23 protein-coding genes and 1 tRNA gene are annotated in these 14,043 nt (G+C 47.5%); 16 read left to right on the top strand and 8 right to left on the bottom strand.

What is annotated here, in order from left to right:
• Window positions 1–190: 190 nt before the first annotated feature.
• The 3 genes from SIB83_RS15375 to SIB83_RS15365 all read right to left on the bottom strand — a co-directional run bounded on the left by SIB83_RS15375 (window position 191) and on the right by SIB83_RS15365 (window position 2,197).
• Window positions 191–283 (bottom strand): DUF3104 domain-containing protein, encoded by a 93-nt coding sequence (locus tag SIB83_RS15375; protein WP_413746354.1) that lies wholly within the window; start codon window positions 281–283, stop codon window positions 191–193.
• A 417-nt stretch (window positions 284–700) separates the two neighbouring features.
• Window positions 701–1,540: a mechanosensitive ion channel family protein gene (locus SIB83_RS15370; RefSeq protein WP_413402581.1), complete on the bottom strand. Its 840-nt coding sequence runs from the start codon at window positions 1,538–1,540 to the stop codon at window positions 701–703.
• A 336-nt stretch (window positions 1,541–1,876) separates the two neighbouring features.
• Window positions 1,877–2,197 carry a hypothetical protein gene (locus SIB83_RS15365; RefSeq protein ID WP_413746353.1) on the bottom strand — a complete coding sequence of 107 codons (321 nt, stop codon included), beginning with the start codon at window positions 2,195–2,197 and terminating at the stop codon, window positions 1,877–1,879.
• 261 nt (window positions 2,198–2,458) lie between these two features.
• Between SIB83_RS15365 and SIB83_RS15360 the strand changes: the two genes are divergently transcribed.
• The 6 genes from SIB83_RS15360 to SIB83_RS15335 all read left to right on the top strand — a co-directional run bounded on the left by SIB83_RS15360 (window position 2,459) and on the right by SIB83_RS15335 (window position 6,697).
• Window positions 2,459–2,532 (top strand) — tRNA-Pro (locus SIB83_RS15360).
• A gap of 262 nt (window positions 2,533–2,794) precedes the next feature.
• Window positions 2,795–3,655, top strand: a complete 861-nt coding sequence (locus SIB83_RS15355; protein WP_413746352.1) for a DUF1254 domain-containing protein — start codon at window positions 2,795–2,797, stop codon at window positions 3,653–3,655.
• Window positions 3,642–3,893, top strand: coding sequence for a hypothetical protein (locus SIB83_RS15350; protein WP_413746351.1), 252 nt, complete (start codon window positions 3,642–3,644; stop codon window positions 3,891–3,893). Before SIB83_RS15355 ends, SIB83_RS15350 begins: the two co-directional genes overlap by 14 nt.
• A gap of 463 nt (window positions 3,894–4,356) precedes the next feature.
• Window positions 4,357–4,770: a hypothetical protein gene (locus tag SIB83_RS15345; protein WP_413746350.1), complete on the top strand. Its 414-nt coding sequence runs from the start codon at window positions 4,357–4,359 to the stop codon at window positions 4,768–4,770.
• Between the two features lie 364 nt (window positions 4,771–5,134).
• The gene (locus SIB83_RS15340) at window positions 5,135–5,830 is read left to right on the top strand and encodes an ROK family protein (RefSeq protein ID WP_413746349.1); all 696 of its coding nucleotides are present in this window, start codon (window positions 5,135–5,137) and stop codon (window positions 5,828–5,830) included.
• A 534-nt stretch (window positions 5,831–6,364) separates the two neighbouring features.
• A complete protein-coding gene (locus SIB83_RS15335) occupies window positions 6,365–6,697 on the top strand; it encodes a hypothetical protein (RefSeq protein WP_413746348.1) in 333 nt (110 codons plus the stop codon).
• Here SIB83_RS15335 and SIB83_RS15330 read toward each other — a convergent pair.
• A complete protein-coding gene (locus tag SIB83_RS15330; RefSeq protein ID WP_413402512.1) occupies window positions 6,681–6,893 on the bottom strand; it encodes a hypothetical protein in 213 nt (70 codons plus the stop codon). The two genes, SIB83_RS15335 and SIB83_RS15330, sit on opposite strands and share 17 nt — an antisense overlap.
• A 301-nt stretch (window positions 6,894–7,194) precedes the next feature.
• Between SIB83_RS15330 and SIB83_RS15325 the strand changes: the two genes are divergently transcribed.
• The gene (locus SIB83_RS15325; RefSeq protein WP_413402510.1) at window positions 7,195–7,647 is read left to right on the top strand and encodes a Fur family transcriptional regulator; all 453 of its coding nucleotides are present in this window, start codon (window positions 7,195–7,197) and stop codon (window positions 7,645–7,647) included.
• A gap of 10 nt (window positions 7,648–7,657) precedes the next feature.
• On the opposite strand, the gene SIB83_RS15320 is transcribed toward SIB83_RS15325, so the two are convergent.
• Window positions 7,658–8,152, bottom strand: coding sequence for a hypothetical protein (locus tag SIB83_RS15320; RefSeq protein WP_413402508.1), 495 nt, complete (start codon window positions 8,150–8,152; stop codon window positions 7,658–7,660).
• A gap of 157 nt (window positions 8,153–8,309) precedes the next feature.
• Between SIB83_RS15320 and SIB83_RS15315 the strand changes: the two genes are divergently transcribed.
• Window positions 8,310–8,708, top strand: coding sequence for a hypothetical protein (locus SIB83_RS15315; RefSeq protein ID WP_413746347.1), 399 nt, complete (start codon window positions 8,310–8,312; stop codon window positions 8,706–8,708).
• Between the two features lie 135 nt (window positions 8,709–8,843).
• Here the strand turns inward: SIB83_RS15315 and SIB83_RS15310 are convergent, their stop codons facing one another.
• Window positions 8,844–8,996: a hypothetical protein gene (locus tag SIB83_RS15310; protein ID WP_413746346.1), complete on the bottom strand. Its 153-nt coding sequence runs from the start codon at window positions 8,994–8,996 to the stop codon at window positions 8,844–8,846.
• Between the two features lie 50 nt (window positions 8,997–9,046).
• On the opposite strand from SIB83_RS15310, the gene SIB83_RS15305 reads away from it, so the two are divergent.
• The 3 genes from SIB83_RS15305 (at window position 9,047) to SIB83_RS15295 (ending at window position 10,081) form a co-directional block, all read left to right on the top strand.
• The gene (locus tag SIB83_RS15305; protein ID WP_413746345.1) at window positions 9,047–9,256 is read left to right on the top strand and encodes a hypothetical protein; all 210 of its coding nucleotides are present in this window, start codon (window positions 9,047–9,049) and stop codon (window positions 9,254–9,256) included.
• Window positions 9,232–9,642, top strand: coding sequence for a hypothetical protein (locus SIB83_RS15300; RefSeq protein WP_413746344.1), 411 nt, complete (start codon window positions 9,232–9,234; stop codon window positions 9,640–9,642). Before SIB83_RS15305 ends, SIB83_RS15300 begins: the two co-directional genes overlap by 25 nt.
• Window positions 9,643–9,886: 244 nt before the next feature.
• Window positions 9,887–10,081, top strand: a complete 195-nt coding sequence (locus SIB83_RS15295) for a hypothetical protein (RefSeq protein ID WP_413746343.1) — start codon at window positions 9,887–9,889, stop codon at window positions 10,079–10,081.
• 103 nt (window positions 10,082–10,184) lie between these two features.
• On the opposite strand, the gene SIB83_RS15290 is transcribed toward SIB83_RS15295, so the two are convergent.
• Window positions 10,185–10,658, bottom strand: coding sequence for a DUF6636 domain-containing protein (locus SIB83_RS15290; RefSeq protein ID WP_413746342.1), 474 nt, complete (start codon window positions 10,656–10,658; stop codon window positions 10,185–10,187).
• A 492-nt stretch (window positions 10,659–11,150) separates the two neighbouring features.
• Between SIB83_RS15290 and SIB83_RS15285 the strand changes: the two genes are divergently transcribed.
• The 4 genes from SIB83_RS15285 (at window position 11,151) to SIB83_RS15270 (ending at window position 13,492) form a co-directional block, all read left to right on the top strand.
• On the top strand, window positions 11,151–11,699 hold the full coding sequence (locus SIB83_RS15285; RefSeq protein WP_413746341.1) for a hypothetical protein: 549 nt from the start codon (window positions 11,151–11,153) through the stop codon (window positions 11,697–11,699).
• Between the two features lie 230 nt (window positions 11,700–11,929).
• Window positions 11,930–12,205, top strand: coding sequence for a hypothetical protein (locus SIB83_RS15280; RefSeq protein ID WP_413746340.1), 276 nt, complete (start codon window positions 11,930–11,932; stop codon window positions 12,203–12,205).
• Between the two features lie 796 nt (window positions 12,206–13,001).
• Window positions 13,002–13,178 carry a DUF3104 domain-containing protein gene (locus tag SIB83_RS15275; protein ID WP_413747397.1) on the top strand — a complete coding sequence of 59 codons (177 nt, stop codon included), beginning with the start codon at window positions 13,002–13,004 and terminating at the stop codon, window positions 13,176–13,178.
• Window positions 13,179–13,213: 35 nt separating this feature from the next.
• Window positions 13,214–13,492, top strand: a complete 279-nt coding sequence (locus SIB83_RS15270; RefSeq protein ID WP_413403149.1) for a DUF3764 family protein — start codon at window positions 13,214–13,216, stop codon at window positions 13,490–13,492.
• An 83-nt stretch (window positions 13,493–13,575) separates the two neighbouring features.
• Here the strand turns inward: SIB83_RS15270 and SIB83_RS15265 are convergent, their stop codons facing one another.
• Window positions 13,576–13,836, bottom strand: coding sequence for a hypothetical protein (locus SIB83_RS15265; RefSeq protein WP_413746339.1), 261 nt, complete (start codon window positions 13,834–13,836; stop codon window positions 13,576–13,578).
• A gap of 19 nt (window positions 13,837–13,855) precedes the next feature.
• Here SIB83_RS15265 and SIB83_RS15260 point away from each other — a divergent pair, with 19 nt between their 5' ends.
• On the top strand, window positions 13,856–14,035 hold the full coding sequence (locus SIB83_RS15260; RefSeq protein WP_413746338.1) for a hypothetical protein: 180 nt from the start codon (window positions 13,856–13,858) through the stop codon (window positions 14,033–14,035).
• The last annotated feature ends 8 nt before the right edge of the window (window positions 14,036–14,043 follow it).

Genomic DNA, 14,043 nt, shown 5'->3' with positions numbered 1-14,043 from the left:
CGACCTTCTGGAGACATCAGCAGGATATGAGTCACACCCCTTGATCGGGTGATTTAGTGTCTTTTTCTCATTAAGGAGGGGGGCAACAGCTCCCCTGTAGGTCGTTGAGACCTCGTGTTGCTGACGATCTCTGACCTAAATCCAGATTATTCGGATGGCATCTGCTCGACATCCGTCGAATTACCTGCCTTCAGTAGTTGGGAACGATGTCAGGCACCAGATCAGCGTTGCCCCAACGGATCATACAGGAATCCACATCAGTGATCTGGAAGAGGTTGTGCATGGAGAGATCACGGGCAGCACCGCCGTATCCACCAATCTTTCTAAGTCTTTTCGCCGGACAGATAATCGTGCTTGGCGATCACTGTCATGCCTGGAGCTACGTCCCGGAAGATCGGACGCTCTGACTCGGGTGAGCTGTAAACCCCGTGGTCAATCGACATATCCACAAAACTATGACACCAGTACTAGCCGCTTTCGCTGGGCTTGGCAGCCCGATCCACCGGGACGCCCGAGCACCGGTGAATCGTTTTGGCCTGCAGGGATCCCTAGGCACTGTTTTATGGGCCGGCCCTCGCACTCATGCCACCAAGTATTGATGGTTTCTCAGAATAATTAAATCCACTGCCGATCCTCATGGATTTTGAGTTTGAGAATCGTGTGGTCAAGCCCAGATTAATTGACCACACTTTCAAAAAATTCAATTGACAGAACTACCTTGCATTGCAACTGGAATTCGAGGCACGGGGAAGCCAGCTTTTCCTAGAACTTCAACAATCATGCGATTGGTGTCAAAGTAAACTTGCCAATAGTTAGTAACTTCAGTGTAAGGCCGTACCGCCAATCGAGGACCACGTTCACTGAACTCAAGGACTTCGACATCAGCTTCTACACCGTCCATTTGGTTCGGAACAGATTTAATGGCTTCCTTCAATAATTTGATCGCTTGTGCAACGTCTGCACTGTTATCAAGTTGAGCAACAAGCTCTACCATCCTATAAGGATTGGCGGAATAGTTCTTAATTGTGTCGTTAAAGAGTTTTCCGTTGGGGACGTAATGAATAACATTATCAATTGAAGTAATCGAAGTAACGAACATCCCCACCTCTTTGACGGTTCCTTCAACTCCACCACCGTCAATATAATCTCCCGTAGAGACTGGGCGTAACACCTGGAGAAATACGCCTGCTGCAAAATTTCCGAGCATGCCGCTCCAAGCAGCGCCAATCGCAACACCAGCACCAGCAAGGAGTGCGGCGAAACTTGCCGTTTGGATTCCAAAAAATCCAAGGATTGCCACAACAAGAACCACCCTGAGGGTGACACCAAGAATATTTAGGAGATATCTGACGACTGTCGGGTCGAGAGCCCATTTCTTTAAAGCCTGGCGCATGACCCGCAAAGACAGGCCGATCAGCCAGCCTCCGGCGATCCATAAAGCGACAGCTCCCGCCAGTTTAAATAAAAATGAAATAATAATTGCCGAAATTTCTGCACTGTCAAAGAACGACAGGGCAGAAGAAGCCCCTAGCAAGTACATCAAAAGAATGAATATCTATAGCCATTAATATCCAATATTCGCCTGCTTGTCATTTGAATCTGTGTGACTAGAAACAATATGAAACAGCTAATAATTTCCTGACTGCTTGAAGAATGAGTAAGATTATACCTACCACCTATCAAAAAAATACACCTGGCTTTCTCGCCACGCGCTCACCCATCATTAAGACATAATCAGTTACCGACTTCGCTCAAAAATGGAGTATTAATACTTGCTCCTGGCATTGCCTTCGGTCACGCAGATGCCCTTCACCCTGCGAAAATATTCACAGGTCAGGAAAACGCCACGGTTTGGATCGACCTCGTCGGTGTCGAGCTACGGGGCTAGGGCCTTCTCATCGATGCTCATCACTTCCAGGCCCAGATAAAGAATGCTGAGAAGGTCCTCCATGCCTTCGTCGACTGCCTTCTTTGCCTCCAAGCCAGCGAGGTTGATTGCTGTTTCGGTGATCTCACTGGCTATGCAGATCAGCCCTCTGTTGTCTTGTGCAGCAGTGTTCAGAGCACCGACTGAACGGCTGGTGTCGTTTGTTTGGTGTGCAGGTCCGCCAATGCACGGCGATACGTCGCAAAACTTCCGTTGATCTGCTCCTGATTGTTTTTCAGCAGTGCAAGTGATTCTTCTGAAGCTGCTCACCAGGTTTTACAGCCTCTGCCATGGCGGTGGTTCGCTCAATCAGATCGCTGACGGTGGCTTGTATTCCGGCAAAATCCCCAGACAGCTACATCGTCCTTGCGTAGATGGCACTGCTCACAGCGTTCCACTCAGTCATCGCAACCACATGGGACTGGTGCCGAACCGTTCTGAGAGCTCTGCCAGGACAGCATTGACCTGCTCACCATCAGCCTGCAGCTGGTTTCGCCCAGATGCACGTCAGGCTCTACTATGTGGAGGTAACGGGGCGTGGCGCAGTTTGGTAGCGCGGGTGCTTTGGGAGCACTAGGTCGCAGGTTCGAATCCTGTCGCCCCGACTTATAGTTTTAATGACGCGTAGTGCTGATTATCTGACGCTGAATGGGCGCTGATTGAGCAGAGTTCCACCCAGTGTTACTACAGCGTCCACGCACTTAATAACGATGTTCGCCTTTGCTTCTCCATACGCCGCAAGTTGAACCTTAAGCGGACAGGGTCTGATCTGATTTCTTAACAAAGTAATCTGCACAAATTGGATCAGCTTGAGCTGGCAAACATCATTATTTTGCATAGATTGTGCAAAAAAGATTTGATTTATCTGTGGCCCGAATTCTCACTCTTGCAATGATCACCCCATTGAGCGCGCTTTGCATTGGGCATTTAGCTCAGGCCGAAAATCTTCCAAATGAGAAGACAATCGGCAAGGCCGAAATTTCACTTCGTAATTTTAAAAATCAATCAGAAGATATTGTGGATGGAAAAATTGTCACCGACAGTTCGTCAGGCATTGTTGTCACTGAAGATAATTTTTCCCAGGCATACTCAAATCTCCGTTTTGATGCAATTATCAAAAATACAGGAGGAGTCAATAAGTTCCTGGAAATGCCTGTTGCATCCAGTGATCCATCCAAGCAATTTGTTGTACGCATGAACAGAGATACTTACTATTCAACATCCATTTTCGACATGACAGGTGGAATCATTCTGACCATACCTGAAACTGATAAATACATCTCTGTTCAAGTGGTAGATGAGAATCATGAAACCCAACCGATGATCTACGGGCCAGGTAGACACAAGCTGACAACAAAAACCAAGCATGCATTTATTGTCGTCAGAACTCTGGATGACAATGCACGACGGAATTTAAAAACGGAGACCAATAGCTCAGATCCATTTGTTGTCAAAAAATGGGACGATGCATCTTTCAAAAAAGTTGCTGCCGCCGGCAATACAATTTCTACTAATGGTTACGATCAATCAAAAGCCTATGGCAACAAGGAAAGTGGTCAAACTCCTTACTGGAATTTTGTTGGAGCTGCAGGAGGCTGGGGAGGCGCGATGGTTCAGGATAATATCTACCAAGCAAGCAAGTATATGAGCTCGGATGGCTGCTATGAAATGAATTTTCCAGACCCTGAAGCAAGAGAATTTTTGGTCAGTAACAGTGTACAATGGTAATGGATATGTGTTTAACGATATTGCCAACTTATCAAGCGAAATGAACCCCGAAAAAAATTCTGATGGAACTTATACTCTTAGGTGCAGATGTGATGGACAGTCAAATAATATCCCAATCCGCGAAGGGAATAATACAGGTAATTTTAATGTAGTTATGAGGCATTACGGGCCAAGCAAAATGGTCAGCAAAAACGAGAATGGCTACAATCCGACAGTAAATATTGTCAAGATACAATAGCACTTTAATCTCCCGCCTATAAAATATTAGCGGGAGATTCCAACGACATGCAGTTTTTGCTGACAACCCTGAAATCTTTAAAAAAGGTTCCATCTGCAATAATTTTTGCTGCTCCAAATTCATCGAGAACAAAAAACAAATCATCTGAATTTTCTTGTTTTCAATGAAATATTTACTACCCAAAACGATTTTTTGAACGAAAGTAAATTCAGTTGATGATTTTGCTTTTAGGCTTATGAATGTTCAATCCCTTGGGCAAACGACATTGTCTTCTCCCAACGAATAGAAACCATACACCTGAGATGCTTTGCTTGGTTGCAGACAGACCATTTCACGAGCCTTGACAACAAGACTTTAGAACTCTGAGCTGATTCTCAGAATGTTCTAAGCAATTATTGATTTAGGAATTAATCAATAACGAGATAATCAATTGAATAATTGTGCCCTTGCATCCCGATTCAATATGGCTGATTGCGGTAACACCTTACAAACAAACTCAAAGCAATTCCAAACCTCCCAGACCATTCGGGATATTCAACAACTAAAGCCCTTATCGGAAAAGTGGCAGGGCTATGCACTTGCTGTTTTAGCAGGAGCCTTTGGTGGAACAGTTGGACTCGTTGCGTCTCCAATGGTCTTATTGATGACAACTATTATTCAACGAAATCAAAGGGAAAAACCACATCAAAATCGTTTTAAGACCTGGGCCTTGAACGGACTTGTTGGTGCACCATTATGTCTACTTGTTTCTTACTCCATACCTGGTTCTGTACAAAACATCACTAATGATGATGGAGATCCAATAACAGGATCAATCAATGCCTCAACTATCGATAACACGCATAAATCATACTGGAATCTCGACAAGGTTCTTTGATTTTTTGAAATTCGTTCAGTTCGATCTCTTCAAATCAGCCTTTGAATATGTATCTGATCATCAGGTAGCGTCTTGATTGTAATAATCATGTCAACGCCCACCTTTCTAAACATTCAAGACAACAAGACAACTGCATCGACTTAACACAGTCAGCCAGCACTTGTATGATTCCTTGTCCTGAACGCTTGATCACCTGATGAATATTTGGATGTTTGCGAACATGTGATTGCAAACATTTTATCTTGTCAAATCAGAGGTTCGTAGCTAGGGAGTTGCGCTTCTTGACTATACATTTTTATAATAATTTGAAGAGTAATTTTCTCATGGAATCGTTAAACTATCATTAGCTTCCTAGGCCATCATTTTGGCTAATACTCTTTGTATTGACATCGGCGGGACCGGAGTCAAACTCATTGTCCTCGATTCAAAGGGCTCAGAGCTTTGTGACCGTCAGCGTCAGGACACTCCTCAGCCTGCAACGTCTGAATCGATTGTTGGTGTGATTGAGAAACTTTCCAGTGAAGTTCCGCATTTCGATCGAATTGCTGTTGGTTTCCCAGGAGTTGTACGACATGGAATCGTTGAAACAGCAGTTAATCTCGATCGCAGTTGGTCAGGGACAAATCTTGCTGCGCTACTGAATGAAAGACTCGGAAAACCGACACATGTGGCCAATGATGCGGACGTTCAGGGATATGGATGTGTTTCGGGTCATGGCGTTGAAATGGTTCTGACACTCGGTACAGGAATGGGTTCAGCATTGTTCATTGATGGATGCCTAGTACCCAATCTGGAGCTCGCACACCACCTTTTTAAAAAGAAGAAAACCTATGAAGACTACGTTGGCAGAACGGCGCTTGAATCGGTAGGCAAAGATAAATGGATCAAGCGGGTCGATCAAGTGATATCGACTACAAAACATATCTGGAATTGGGATCATTTGCATCTTGGCGGCGGTAACAGCAAACTCCTTAAAAAGGTCAAATTTCCAGATGAAATAACTTTGCACTCCAACAAAGCAGGTGTGTTAGGTGGTTATTATTTATGGGAAAATAATTAATTTTTGATTAATTAATTTATCCACATTCTCTCTTTTTTGCGCTGCCATTATGAGAGAAATAATTTCTTCAATTTTATTCTAATCTTTTGTCCAGGGTCTCACTGTCTTTGCTTTGGCTGCATCAGTTAAAATGTTTTGATTTTTGGTGTTCTGATGTTGAAATCATCATTTCTACTTAATCAATAAACTTCAGACCGTTTACCTTTTTTAGTTGTTATCAAATTCAGTTTGTTCCAAGGCATGATCATTGATCCAACACTTTGATGGCTGAACTGATCACTGTTGGACTTTGGCCAGCGGTAGCTGTTGAGACCACACTGAAGCTTCAAATCACTAAAGATTGAATGATTGAGAAGCTTTTCGTTGGAAATTCTTACGGTTCTTGCAATCCTTCCCTTTCTTGCCGCTCTGGTCGTTGGAGCCAGAGAAGCGGAACGCAATCAACGCTGACCGTGGCGCCAGAAACAGATCCATGGCTATGCCTGAACAAAGGGCTTACTTATGCACTGGCTGTTGGTTTTATCCGGTCTCTGTATGACCGGAATCTGGGTTGATCTGAAAGCTGAGCAACACCCGCCTGAGCTGAAGGCTGGTCAATCAATTCTGGTTGTCAATAAAAAGCTGACTGCAACAGGCTGGAACCCCGCGCCTGAAGGCGAGGTACACAGTTTTGAACAAGAGCTAGCTGGCAATCAGCTTTCGTCACTTGCGTCCTGTTCGGGAACAGGTGCTGGCTACTGCCGATACGACTATCAGCGCAGCAATAAACGTCTGGTGGTGGTCACTGTGCCAGCCAGCAGACCTGATCAGGCTGGACGCGTTGCCCGCTGGTGGATGGAACCTGTGTCCCTCAACCCAGCACATTGACCAATCTCAGGGTTCCCCAAAGGTCAAAAACGCAGAAAATCAAGCCAATCACAATCAGGTCCCAGGCGCGGTGGCGCAGCGCCCAGGGGGCAAGAAAAACTTCGGCGACGCCGTGGAGTGCTGTTCCCAGTGCAATGTGCTCAAGCACCAGCAGCCCATGAGCCAGCAGGAAAAGGCCACTCGCAACGAAGCGCATTAGCACCGTCCAGGAGACCGACACTCTTTTCGTCAAACAGCAAGTCAGCCTATCGGGTTTGCCAGCGCATGATTCAGCTGGCTGTTGAGGCTTGTTAAGGCCTATGTCATGTCAATCGCAATCAAAACTCTGCAGAGATTGCTCCCCAGATTCTCCTGAGTGCTGAGAGATGTACCAGCTGGAGGGCGCTACGTATCAGAGATCACAATCATGACCAGCCAAAGAAGAACACAACTCATCAAGGAGCACTGGTGCTGACTCTCAATAGTGCGTACTATTGAGAAACACGCATTCCGTTTGCATGTCGCCTGCAACCTCTTCTGCTGAAGCGACTGGAACTCTGAAGAAGGGGCTGCACCAGGATGGTCGTCGCATGACGCCCCAGCGGCGTCTTGTGCTTGATCTGTTCGAGCAGATCGGCAGTGGAAGTCATCTCAGTGCAGAAGAGGTTCATCGTCAGCTTGTGGACAATCAGTCCAAGGTCTCGCTGGCAACCATCTATCGGACCCTGCGACTCCTGGTAGAGATGGATTTTCTCCAGGAACTGGAACTCAGGGATGGTGGCAGCCGTTTCGAGCTTGCCGATGCCGAACACATTCACCACCATCACCTTGTCTGCGTTCGCTGCGGTCGAACGGAGGAATTTGAAAACGAGGCAGTTCTTCAGGCTGGTCGTGACGCCTGCAAGCAGTTCGATTTTGAACTGATCGATTCCAGCCTCAATGTGCGTGGTATTTGCCCTGCTTGCCGCTGATCGACAGTGTCTATCGCTGGTCCGTTGGATGTTCACCACAGGCCATCCAGTGACTACCCATCTGATGGACCCCTTCGCAGCCGATCTGCCTGGCCTGAGCTTCGGCTTCAGCTTTGGTGGGAAAAGCCATGAAGCGAGGGTCATCCTCTGAGTCTGATTGAGAGTGGCTGTTGTGATGGTGACTCTTGTGGTTATGGCTCTCGCTGTCGTGACCGCCGCGAGCTCCGATCTGAACCAGACCCATGCTCATCGGTCCAACCGTCCAGACCCCCATGGTGTTGGCACCGATCGCCAGAAGACCCATGCCCACAATCGAAAGATTGATCACGCCCATGGCGACAACGCCGATGGAAACCACCCCCATCGGAACGATGCCGATACAAATCACGCCCATCGGCACGATGCCGATCGACACGGTGCCAAGTGGCGCAATTCCAATTGCCAAACGCTTGGGCTTACTGCCGCAGTGAGCTGGCGCTGAATCAGATGAGGAGGATTTAGTCATCACTGCATGGTGATTTGAGAGGTTTGATGGGATCAGGGTTTTTGGGTAAAAATCGCGCCCTGACTAGGTTTTACCCCACTAAATCCCGCTACAGTCCGGACTAATCCGGTTATTAGGGGTGCCTTTAAGAACCGATTTAAGAACGACGAACGCCCGGTTGAAGGCGTTGGGAAGTCGTTGCTCGGTTCTGGAACGGGGCGATCTCAAATATTTGCAGGCCAGCCTCCCGTTGAGGGAAGGGGCAGGCAAAAAGCAACAACGGATCCCGCTGGGTCGGGTCAGCCTCAAGGAGGCCGAGTTGGAGGGGGTGCGGCTGGGTCAGATGCTCCGCTCAGAGACCTTTGCCTGGGAGCTCTGGGAGCAAGGTGATGAAGTGCCGACCGGGGTGATTACTGCCGGGGAGTTTCGTGCGGCTGCTCGGAGGTTATGGGAAAAAAATCTCGGTGCCCATACTTCCTGGCGTCAGAAGTGGGGACCCGCACTCAGGAAGCTGCCAGAAGGTGACGGCGTGCCACTCACAGAGAAGTTCCTGGTGGCAATTGTTGAGGGTCTTTAGGCTGGAACTGCAGGCCGCAAGATCTACGGAAACATCCTTGCGCAGGTGGCTGACTCTGTTGGCATCGATGGTGCCGCCATCCGTAAAGCAGGCGCGGGGTACAGCCCAAAGAATGTGCAGCGAAGGGAGCTTCCCTCAGATGAAGAGATCGAGGCTGCGTTTCAGCTGATCCAGGCGCCCCACTGGAGGTGGACCTTTGCGGTTTGCGCGACGTATGGCATCAGGCCACATGAAATTGATGGGATCCAGTTCAGCGATGAGTGGGATGCGCTGATCCCTGACGGCCACGGGGTGCCGGTGGCGGCATCAGCAAGAGCAACCCCGCCGACCCGGTCGACATGGCCCAAGCCGAGCACCAGGAACAGGTGCAGGCCATGACCGAGGAGATGCGGTTGCGGGATCAGCGCAAGGCCGACCGGGCTGACGCCCGGATGGACTCGGGCGAGGTGATGATCCAGGTTGATGGTCGTTTCTGTCAGCAAGACGCCAGCGGCACCTGGAGGGACATCAGCACTGGTGAGGAGTGCAAAGCTGTCGGTGCAGCCTGATGGCACGGCGCAATGAGAACGTGCCACCGGACCTGGAGCGGATGCTGGATGAGGTCAGCGCAGCGAGCATGCGCAGGTCGGCTCTATGGCTGGACGGGCGGTTCACCGAGGAGATCAGCGCCAGCAAGTGGAACTGGACCGACGGCGGCACCCGCGACATCGTGGACGAGGGCCTGCTGCGCTCCAGTCAGACCCGCCGCGAGCTGAGCGATGGCTCCGTGGAATGGAGCTGGCCCAGGGAGTACGCGACGGTGGTTCACGAGGGTGGCGTCCGCACCAACGGCAAACGCTTCCCCGGCAGGCCCTGGACCCAACTGCCGCTGCAGGAGCTCCCTGAAGTAGCTCAAAAGATTGCCGATCAAGAGATCAGGAAGTGGCGGGGTTAGTGATACCCGCCCCTGAGAATTGCTTGGATATGTATCTACAATAAAAAGAGCGAGTTGTAACCAGCACCCGGCTCAATTCCCAATCCGCTCAGGATGCAACTGAGCTTTCAAGATGTTAGACCCGTCGCAGGTAAAAGCACCTCAAACATTTGAGGCGCTAATAACTCAGCACTGTTCATTTGTAGCTTTCCTCGACAAGGACGCACCAAGTGATCCGAGGCTTCGAAATGCAAGGGTCAAACGGTTGAATTACTACTTTGACTATGGGCTGGCATGGGCCGAACTGGAGCGGACCCGTTGCATGCCCGAAATGCCGCAGAAGCAAGACAGCAACTATCCGCTGGCCATGGTGGAGCCATCCGACTGCCTGATGAATTACACCCTCCAAACCGGCCGCGCGTATGGCCACATAAGGGCACGCCTGGATGCGCTGCGCTGATAACAATTACTGCCCCCAATTAGCCTGTGATTATCAGAAATTGGCAAGTCATTAAGTCATGGCGGGCGGCACCTATTAACGATGTCCACTCTTAAAGAAGCATTTATCTAGGTACTGGCTTGTTTAGGACATAAAACTCACGATTCAAATGCATTAATCCGCCGCTGCTATTTGTGCATGTAAGCCCAATTTTCTCGGAAATGCAGGTGATAGAACCTTCTTTGGCTGGATTATCACCAAAAGTGATTTTGTCACCATATCCTAAAACCATAGCTGCACCTCCAACCATTGAATCAGAGCTACCTATTGCCTCTGCAAGTCCATTGCCTGGGATAAAGAACCTAGTGCCATGAGAACCATCCTTGTCTCCTTGAATCCAATTTTTCCATTTATGATTAGCAACATCACATTCGACAGATAAAGGAATATCAGATGTCATGTTGTGCCTTCTAACACACCAAATGTTTTTAGAAGGAGTGGTAAATGATTGATATTCTTCATCTGCAAACGCTTGCATTGCAGCAATAATTATTGAAGTTGTAGCAAGCGCAGTAAATAGTCTCATCGCATTACTCATGCAAGCTGTCTTCTAGTTATAAACGACTAAGCTGCTGGCAACGTAAGAAGCAGGTTAAGGCTCAATAACGGAAGTGTTTCACAACAGTAAAAATGCACTGTTTGTCCATAGTATTCTCCCATGTATTATTTTTTACCGCATTATTTTTATATCCCAAAAACTGATTAGTCTTTTCCTCCTCTACACATCGACGAGAAAAGATTGTCCATTTTGATTATTATTTTTAATATATTCTAACTTTCTGTCTTCCCGTAAAAACCATTCATCGTAGGTATAATTTCCTCAGCATTCAGGCATTGGATTATTTTTATCAAATTCCACTGCTTTGTCATGGCTACTCATTTCGTATGTATCGGCATTGGCGTGTCTTGCTCAAGAAGCTAAAAGAAAAGACAACTAATCCCTATAACCGCGACCATAAACTGTTAAACAAATATAAAAAAGCTGCCAGCGTAATTGTTATTGCGATAGTCAAAGAAAATATTATTTTCAATGGAAGAATTCAGCATTAAAAGTGTTTTTCCCTTGAGTGATGAATTTACGTCGAGACTGGAAGTAGAATGGCTTAAGAGAAGCTTTCGCCCTTTGCTAAGTATGCTTGGGGATAAATTAGTATTTAAGCTGAATGATGACAAGACTGATGAAGTAAAAACGGATGGAGAGGAGGCAGGTGATGTATTTTCAAGCCTTCACTTTGAAGCGCAGTTGAATACTTTGAATGGAAAATTTTATCTTGACATTGAAAGCGGAGACATATCTTACTTGATTAATAGGCTTGACAGTGATGCAAATGGTGAAATTTCTATTGAAGAGCTTGAAGGTGTGACATTATGCTCGGTCCTGGATAGGCCTTTAATCGAAAATCATACGCGAGATGCTGACGTCACAAAATATATGCTTGCAGAAGGTGTAGTTTTTCAATATACCCCTGAGCCTGTTATCAATGGCAAGCCTGGTCCAGGTGTACTTGAATTTGACGCAGATATTGTATCCGTTGGCTTTGATGATGATTGGAACGTAATCTCATTTATTTGTCCATAAGAAGATTTTGAAATTGACAATATTTATGTTTCAGGGACCGTAACAGGTGAAGTTGAGGTTGGAGAGGTTGGAGGGAGGATTGATCCAGTAACTGGCTAGGAACTATTTATATTGATGATCTTGCTTGGAAGTTTTGGGGTGATGTAGAGATATATGGTGAACAAGTCTCGATATCCAAGGATGAAGCAGCGTTCATTCCGATTGATTATGCGCCTGGTTCAGGCGGTGTCTTGGCTTTAGAGAATATTGACATAGCTGACTATGGTGATAGCAATATAAATGAACTATTTAGTTCTTATTTGTTAGAGGGTACTCAAGGAAATCCGACTGGCATTCAAATTGGTCCTATTCAAGAAACAGTAATTCAAGGCGTGAATCTACATGTTCCTGGTTTCGCTAATCCCAGTACTGATTTAGAGTGGTATGTAAATTTTCAGGATCCTATTGCTGTCGTTGGTGATGAATATATTGATATTGCACATGGTGCGGAAATGCATGATCATTAGTTAATGATGTGGTTCAATATATTTTTTAGACACAAGGCAAGGAGTAATTTTTACAAACTAAGTTCAAATCATTAGTAGCAAGAATGGTGTCATCTGCTTGTGGCATCGACCTACATCGCAAAGCATATGGAGTATCACCAGACATTAAGGAAAGAGTTTATGAGCCTCACTAAAAAATAGATTGAAAGAGCAGAGATGCTGCATTCCAGCGCTGTTGGCTGGGTAAACCGAACTCAGAAAACATTGTTGTTCTGGGGCTCATTAAGTGTGACAGCATCAAAGGGACTAGCAGCAACGACCTTGTTGCTGGGGGCAGCACCGGGGTCAACACAATCACAGTGAAGATTGAAGGTGTTAACGCCGAGGGCTCAGCATCAGATCTCGCTGCATTGCTGAAGGCGCTGTCTGATTAATGGCTACGCGCAAGCCAAGGCATCAATGCGAGGGAGCCTGAACGATGGTCGCAGCGGAAAGAGTTTTGGCTTGGGCGCGAGCAAACCATTCCATCCGGGGCTAGTACTGGTGTCCTAGTTTTGTGGGTATGTCGATTGACCACGGGGTTTACAGTTCGCCCGAGTCAGAGAGGCCGGTGTTTCTAGACGTGGCTCCAGGCATGACGGTTGTCGTGAAACACGATTACCTGCCTGGCGAAAGGGCCGAAAAAGACTGTTTAAGGCAAAGTGAATGGCGGGAAAAACCACCACATGCCGAAACGCCTTCTCGCAGTATTTGTTGTCGGACTTCTCTTGACTACCGTTGTTTGGGTTGGCATTCAGCAGGGGAAGCGCCGACCCCCATCAGGACTGCTGGCACCTACACAAAGGAACGTCAGGTGATCCACTGCGGTGGCGCTGCCCGTGATCCCTCCATGCACAACCTCTTTCAGATCGCTGATGTGGATTCAGGCGTGATCCGATGGGTCAACGCTTATCTGGTGTCGCACATCCTGCCGAGGGAGCCAGAGAGTCGCTAAAAGAGACTCTGTGCTTTGGAAATGTGCACAGAACCATGATTGAGACGACTGTTCTTGACTTCAAGCTGAGCAATACGTTTGAGGAATATCGTTCATATATGAATGCGCCTGAGCAACAGGCGATGTTTGCTCAGATGGGTGTTCAAACCTTTTATATCGGAGTTTCTAAGGACGACCCTGCTAGAGCAACGGTTATTTTCCAGGGGCCTGAAAACGTCCTCTATGACATCTTCATGAATCCAGAAACTAAGCCTGTTGTCGAAGCTTCTGGTCATATTTATGACGGAACTATCATTACTCGTTGGCTTGCTTGATATAAAAACCCCGCACGTGGAGGGGCGAGGTTGATGATTGATTCTCTGGGGAGTTTCCTTTTCAGCTCAATCTCTGCGACTGGTCAATAAGTGCGATATCCATATCCAAAGCCTCCGCCGTAGACAGGCATCACATCTGGATAACGATTGAAATCGCGTTCGTAACGTCTTTGTGCGCGGAGGTCACGACGGATGTCATGTCGGATTTCTCTGCGCAGTTGCCTCATCTCATGTCTCCATGGGTGATGCTGATGAGCTTCTGCAGCAGGAGCTAATGCACCGGCGGTACCTCCAATAACCCCAGCGCAAAGAACAGCTGCGGTGACTTTGTTGAACATAGTCATGGCCTTAAGGAGTGAATGAATGGGGGTGTTGCCCCCTGGACTCCTTCACGACAACAGCCCTTTTGGTGAACTCCACTGCAGAGCTCAGGTGATCACACCAAGAGGTGCTGGTGAAGTGCTGGTGAATAACTCAGCGCCTGTTGCCAGCCCGGGCTCAGCTCAACATGAAGCCAGTCACAGCAAGGCTCCAGAGCAGTAACTCCCTTC

The sequence above is a fragment of the Synechococcus sp. MIT S9507 genome (assembly GCF_047304715.1).
Taxonomy (GTDB): Bacteria; Cyanobacteriota; Cyanobacteriia; order PCC-6307; family Cyanobiaceae; genus Synechococcus_C.
This window is presented reverse-complemented; position numbering and strand designations above follow the sequence as displayed.

Bases quoted from the DNA above. Each gene is read 5' to 3' on its own strand.
- SIB83_RS15375 (WP_413746354.1), bottom strand. From the start codon at position 283: ATGCACAACCTCTTCCAGATCACTGATGTGGATTCCTGTATGATCCGT.
- SIB83_RS15370 (WP_413402581.1), bottom strand. From the start codon at position 1,540: ATGTACTTGCTAGGGGCTTCTTCTGCCCTGTCGTTCTTTGACAGTGCA.
- SIB83_RS15345 (WP_413746350.1), top strand. From the start codon at position 4,357: ATGGCTGATTGCGGTAACACCTTACAAACAAACTCAAAGCAATTCCAA.
- SIB83_RS15335 (WP_413746348.1), top strand. From the start codon at position 6,365: ATGACCGGAATCTGGGTTGATCTGAAAGCTGAGCAACACCCGCCTGAG.
- SIB83_RS15330 (WP_413402512.1), bottom strand. From the start codon at position 6,893: ATGCGCTTCGTTGCGAGTGGCCTTTTCCTGCTGGCTCATGGGCTGCTG.
- SIB83_RS15325 (WP_413402510.1), top strand. From the start codon at position 7,195: ATGTCGCCTGCAACCTCTTCTGCTGAAGCGACTGGAACTCTGAAGAAG.
- SIB83_RS15320 (WP_413402508.1), bottom strand. From the start codon at position 8,152: ATGACTAAATCCTCCTCATCTGATTCAGCGCCAGCTCACTGCGGCAGT.
- SIB83_RS15305 (WP_413746345.1), top strand. From the start codon at position 9,047: ATGGCCCAAGCCGAGCACCAGGAACAGGTGCAGGCCATGACCGAGGAG.
- SIB83_RS15290 (WP_413746342.1), bottom strand. From the start codon at position 10,658: ATGAGTAATGCGATGAGACTATTTACTGCGCTTGCTACAACTTCAATA.
- SIB83_RS15285 (WP_413746341.1), top strand. From the start codon at position 11,151: ATGGAAGAATTCAGCATTAAAAGTGTTTTTCCCTTGAGTGATGAATTT.
- SIB83_RS15270 (WP_413403149.1), top strand. From the start codon at position 13,214: ATGATTGAGACGACTGTTCTTGACTTCAAGCTGAGCAATACGTTTGAG.
- SIB83_RS15265 (WP_413746339.1), bottom strand. From the start codon at position 13,836: ATGACTATGTTCAACAAAGTCACCGCAGCTGTTCTTTGCGCTGGGGTT.
- SIB83_RS15260 (WP_413746338.1), top strand. From the start codon at position 13,856: ATGGGGGTGTTGCCCCCTGGACTCCTTCACGACAACAGCCCTTTTGGT.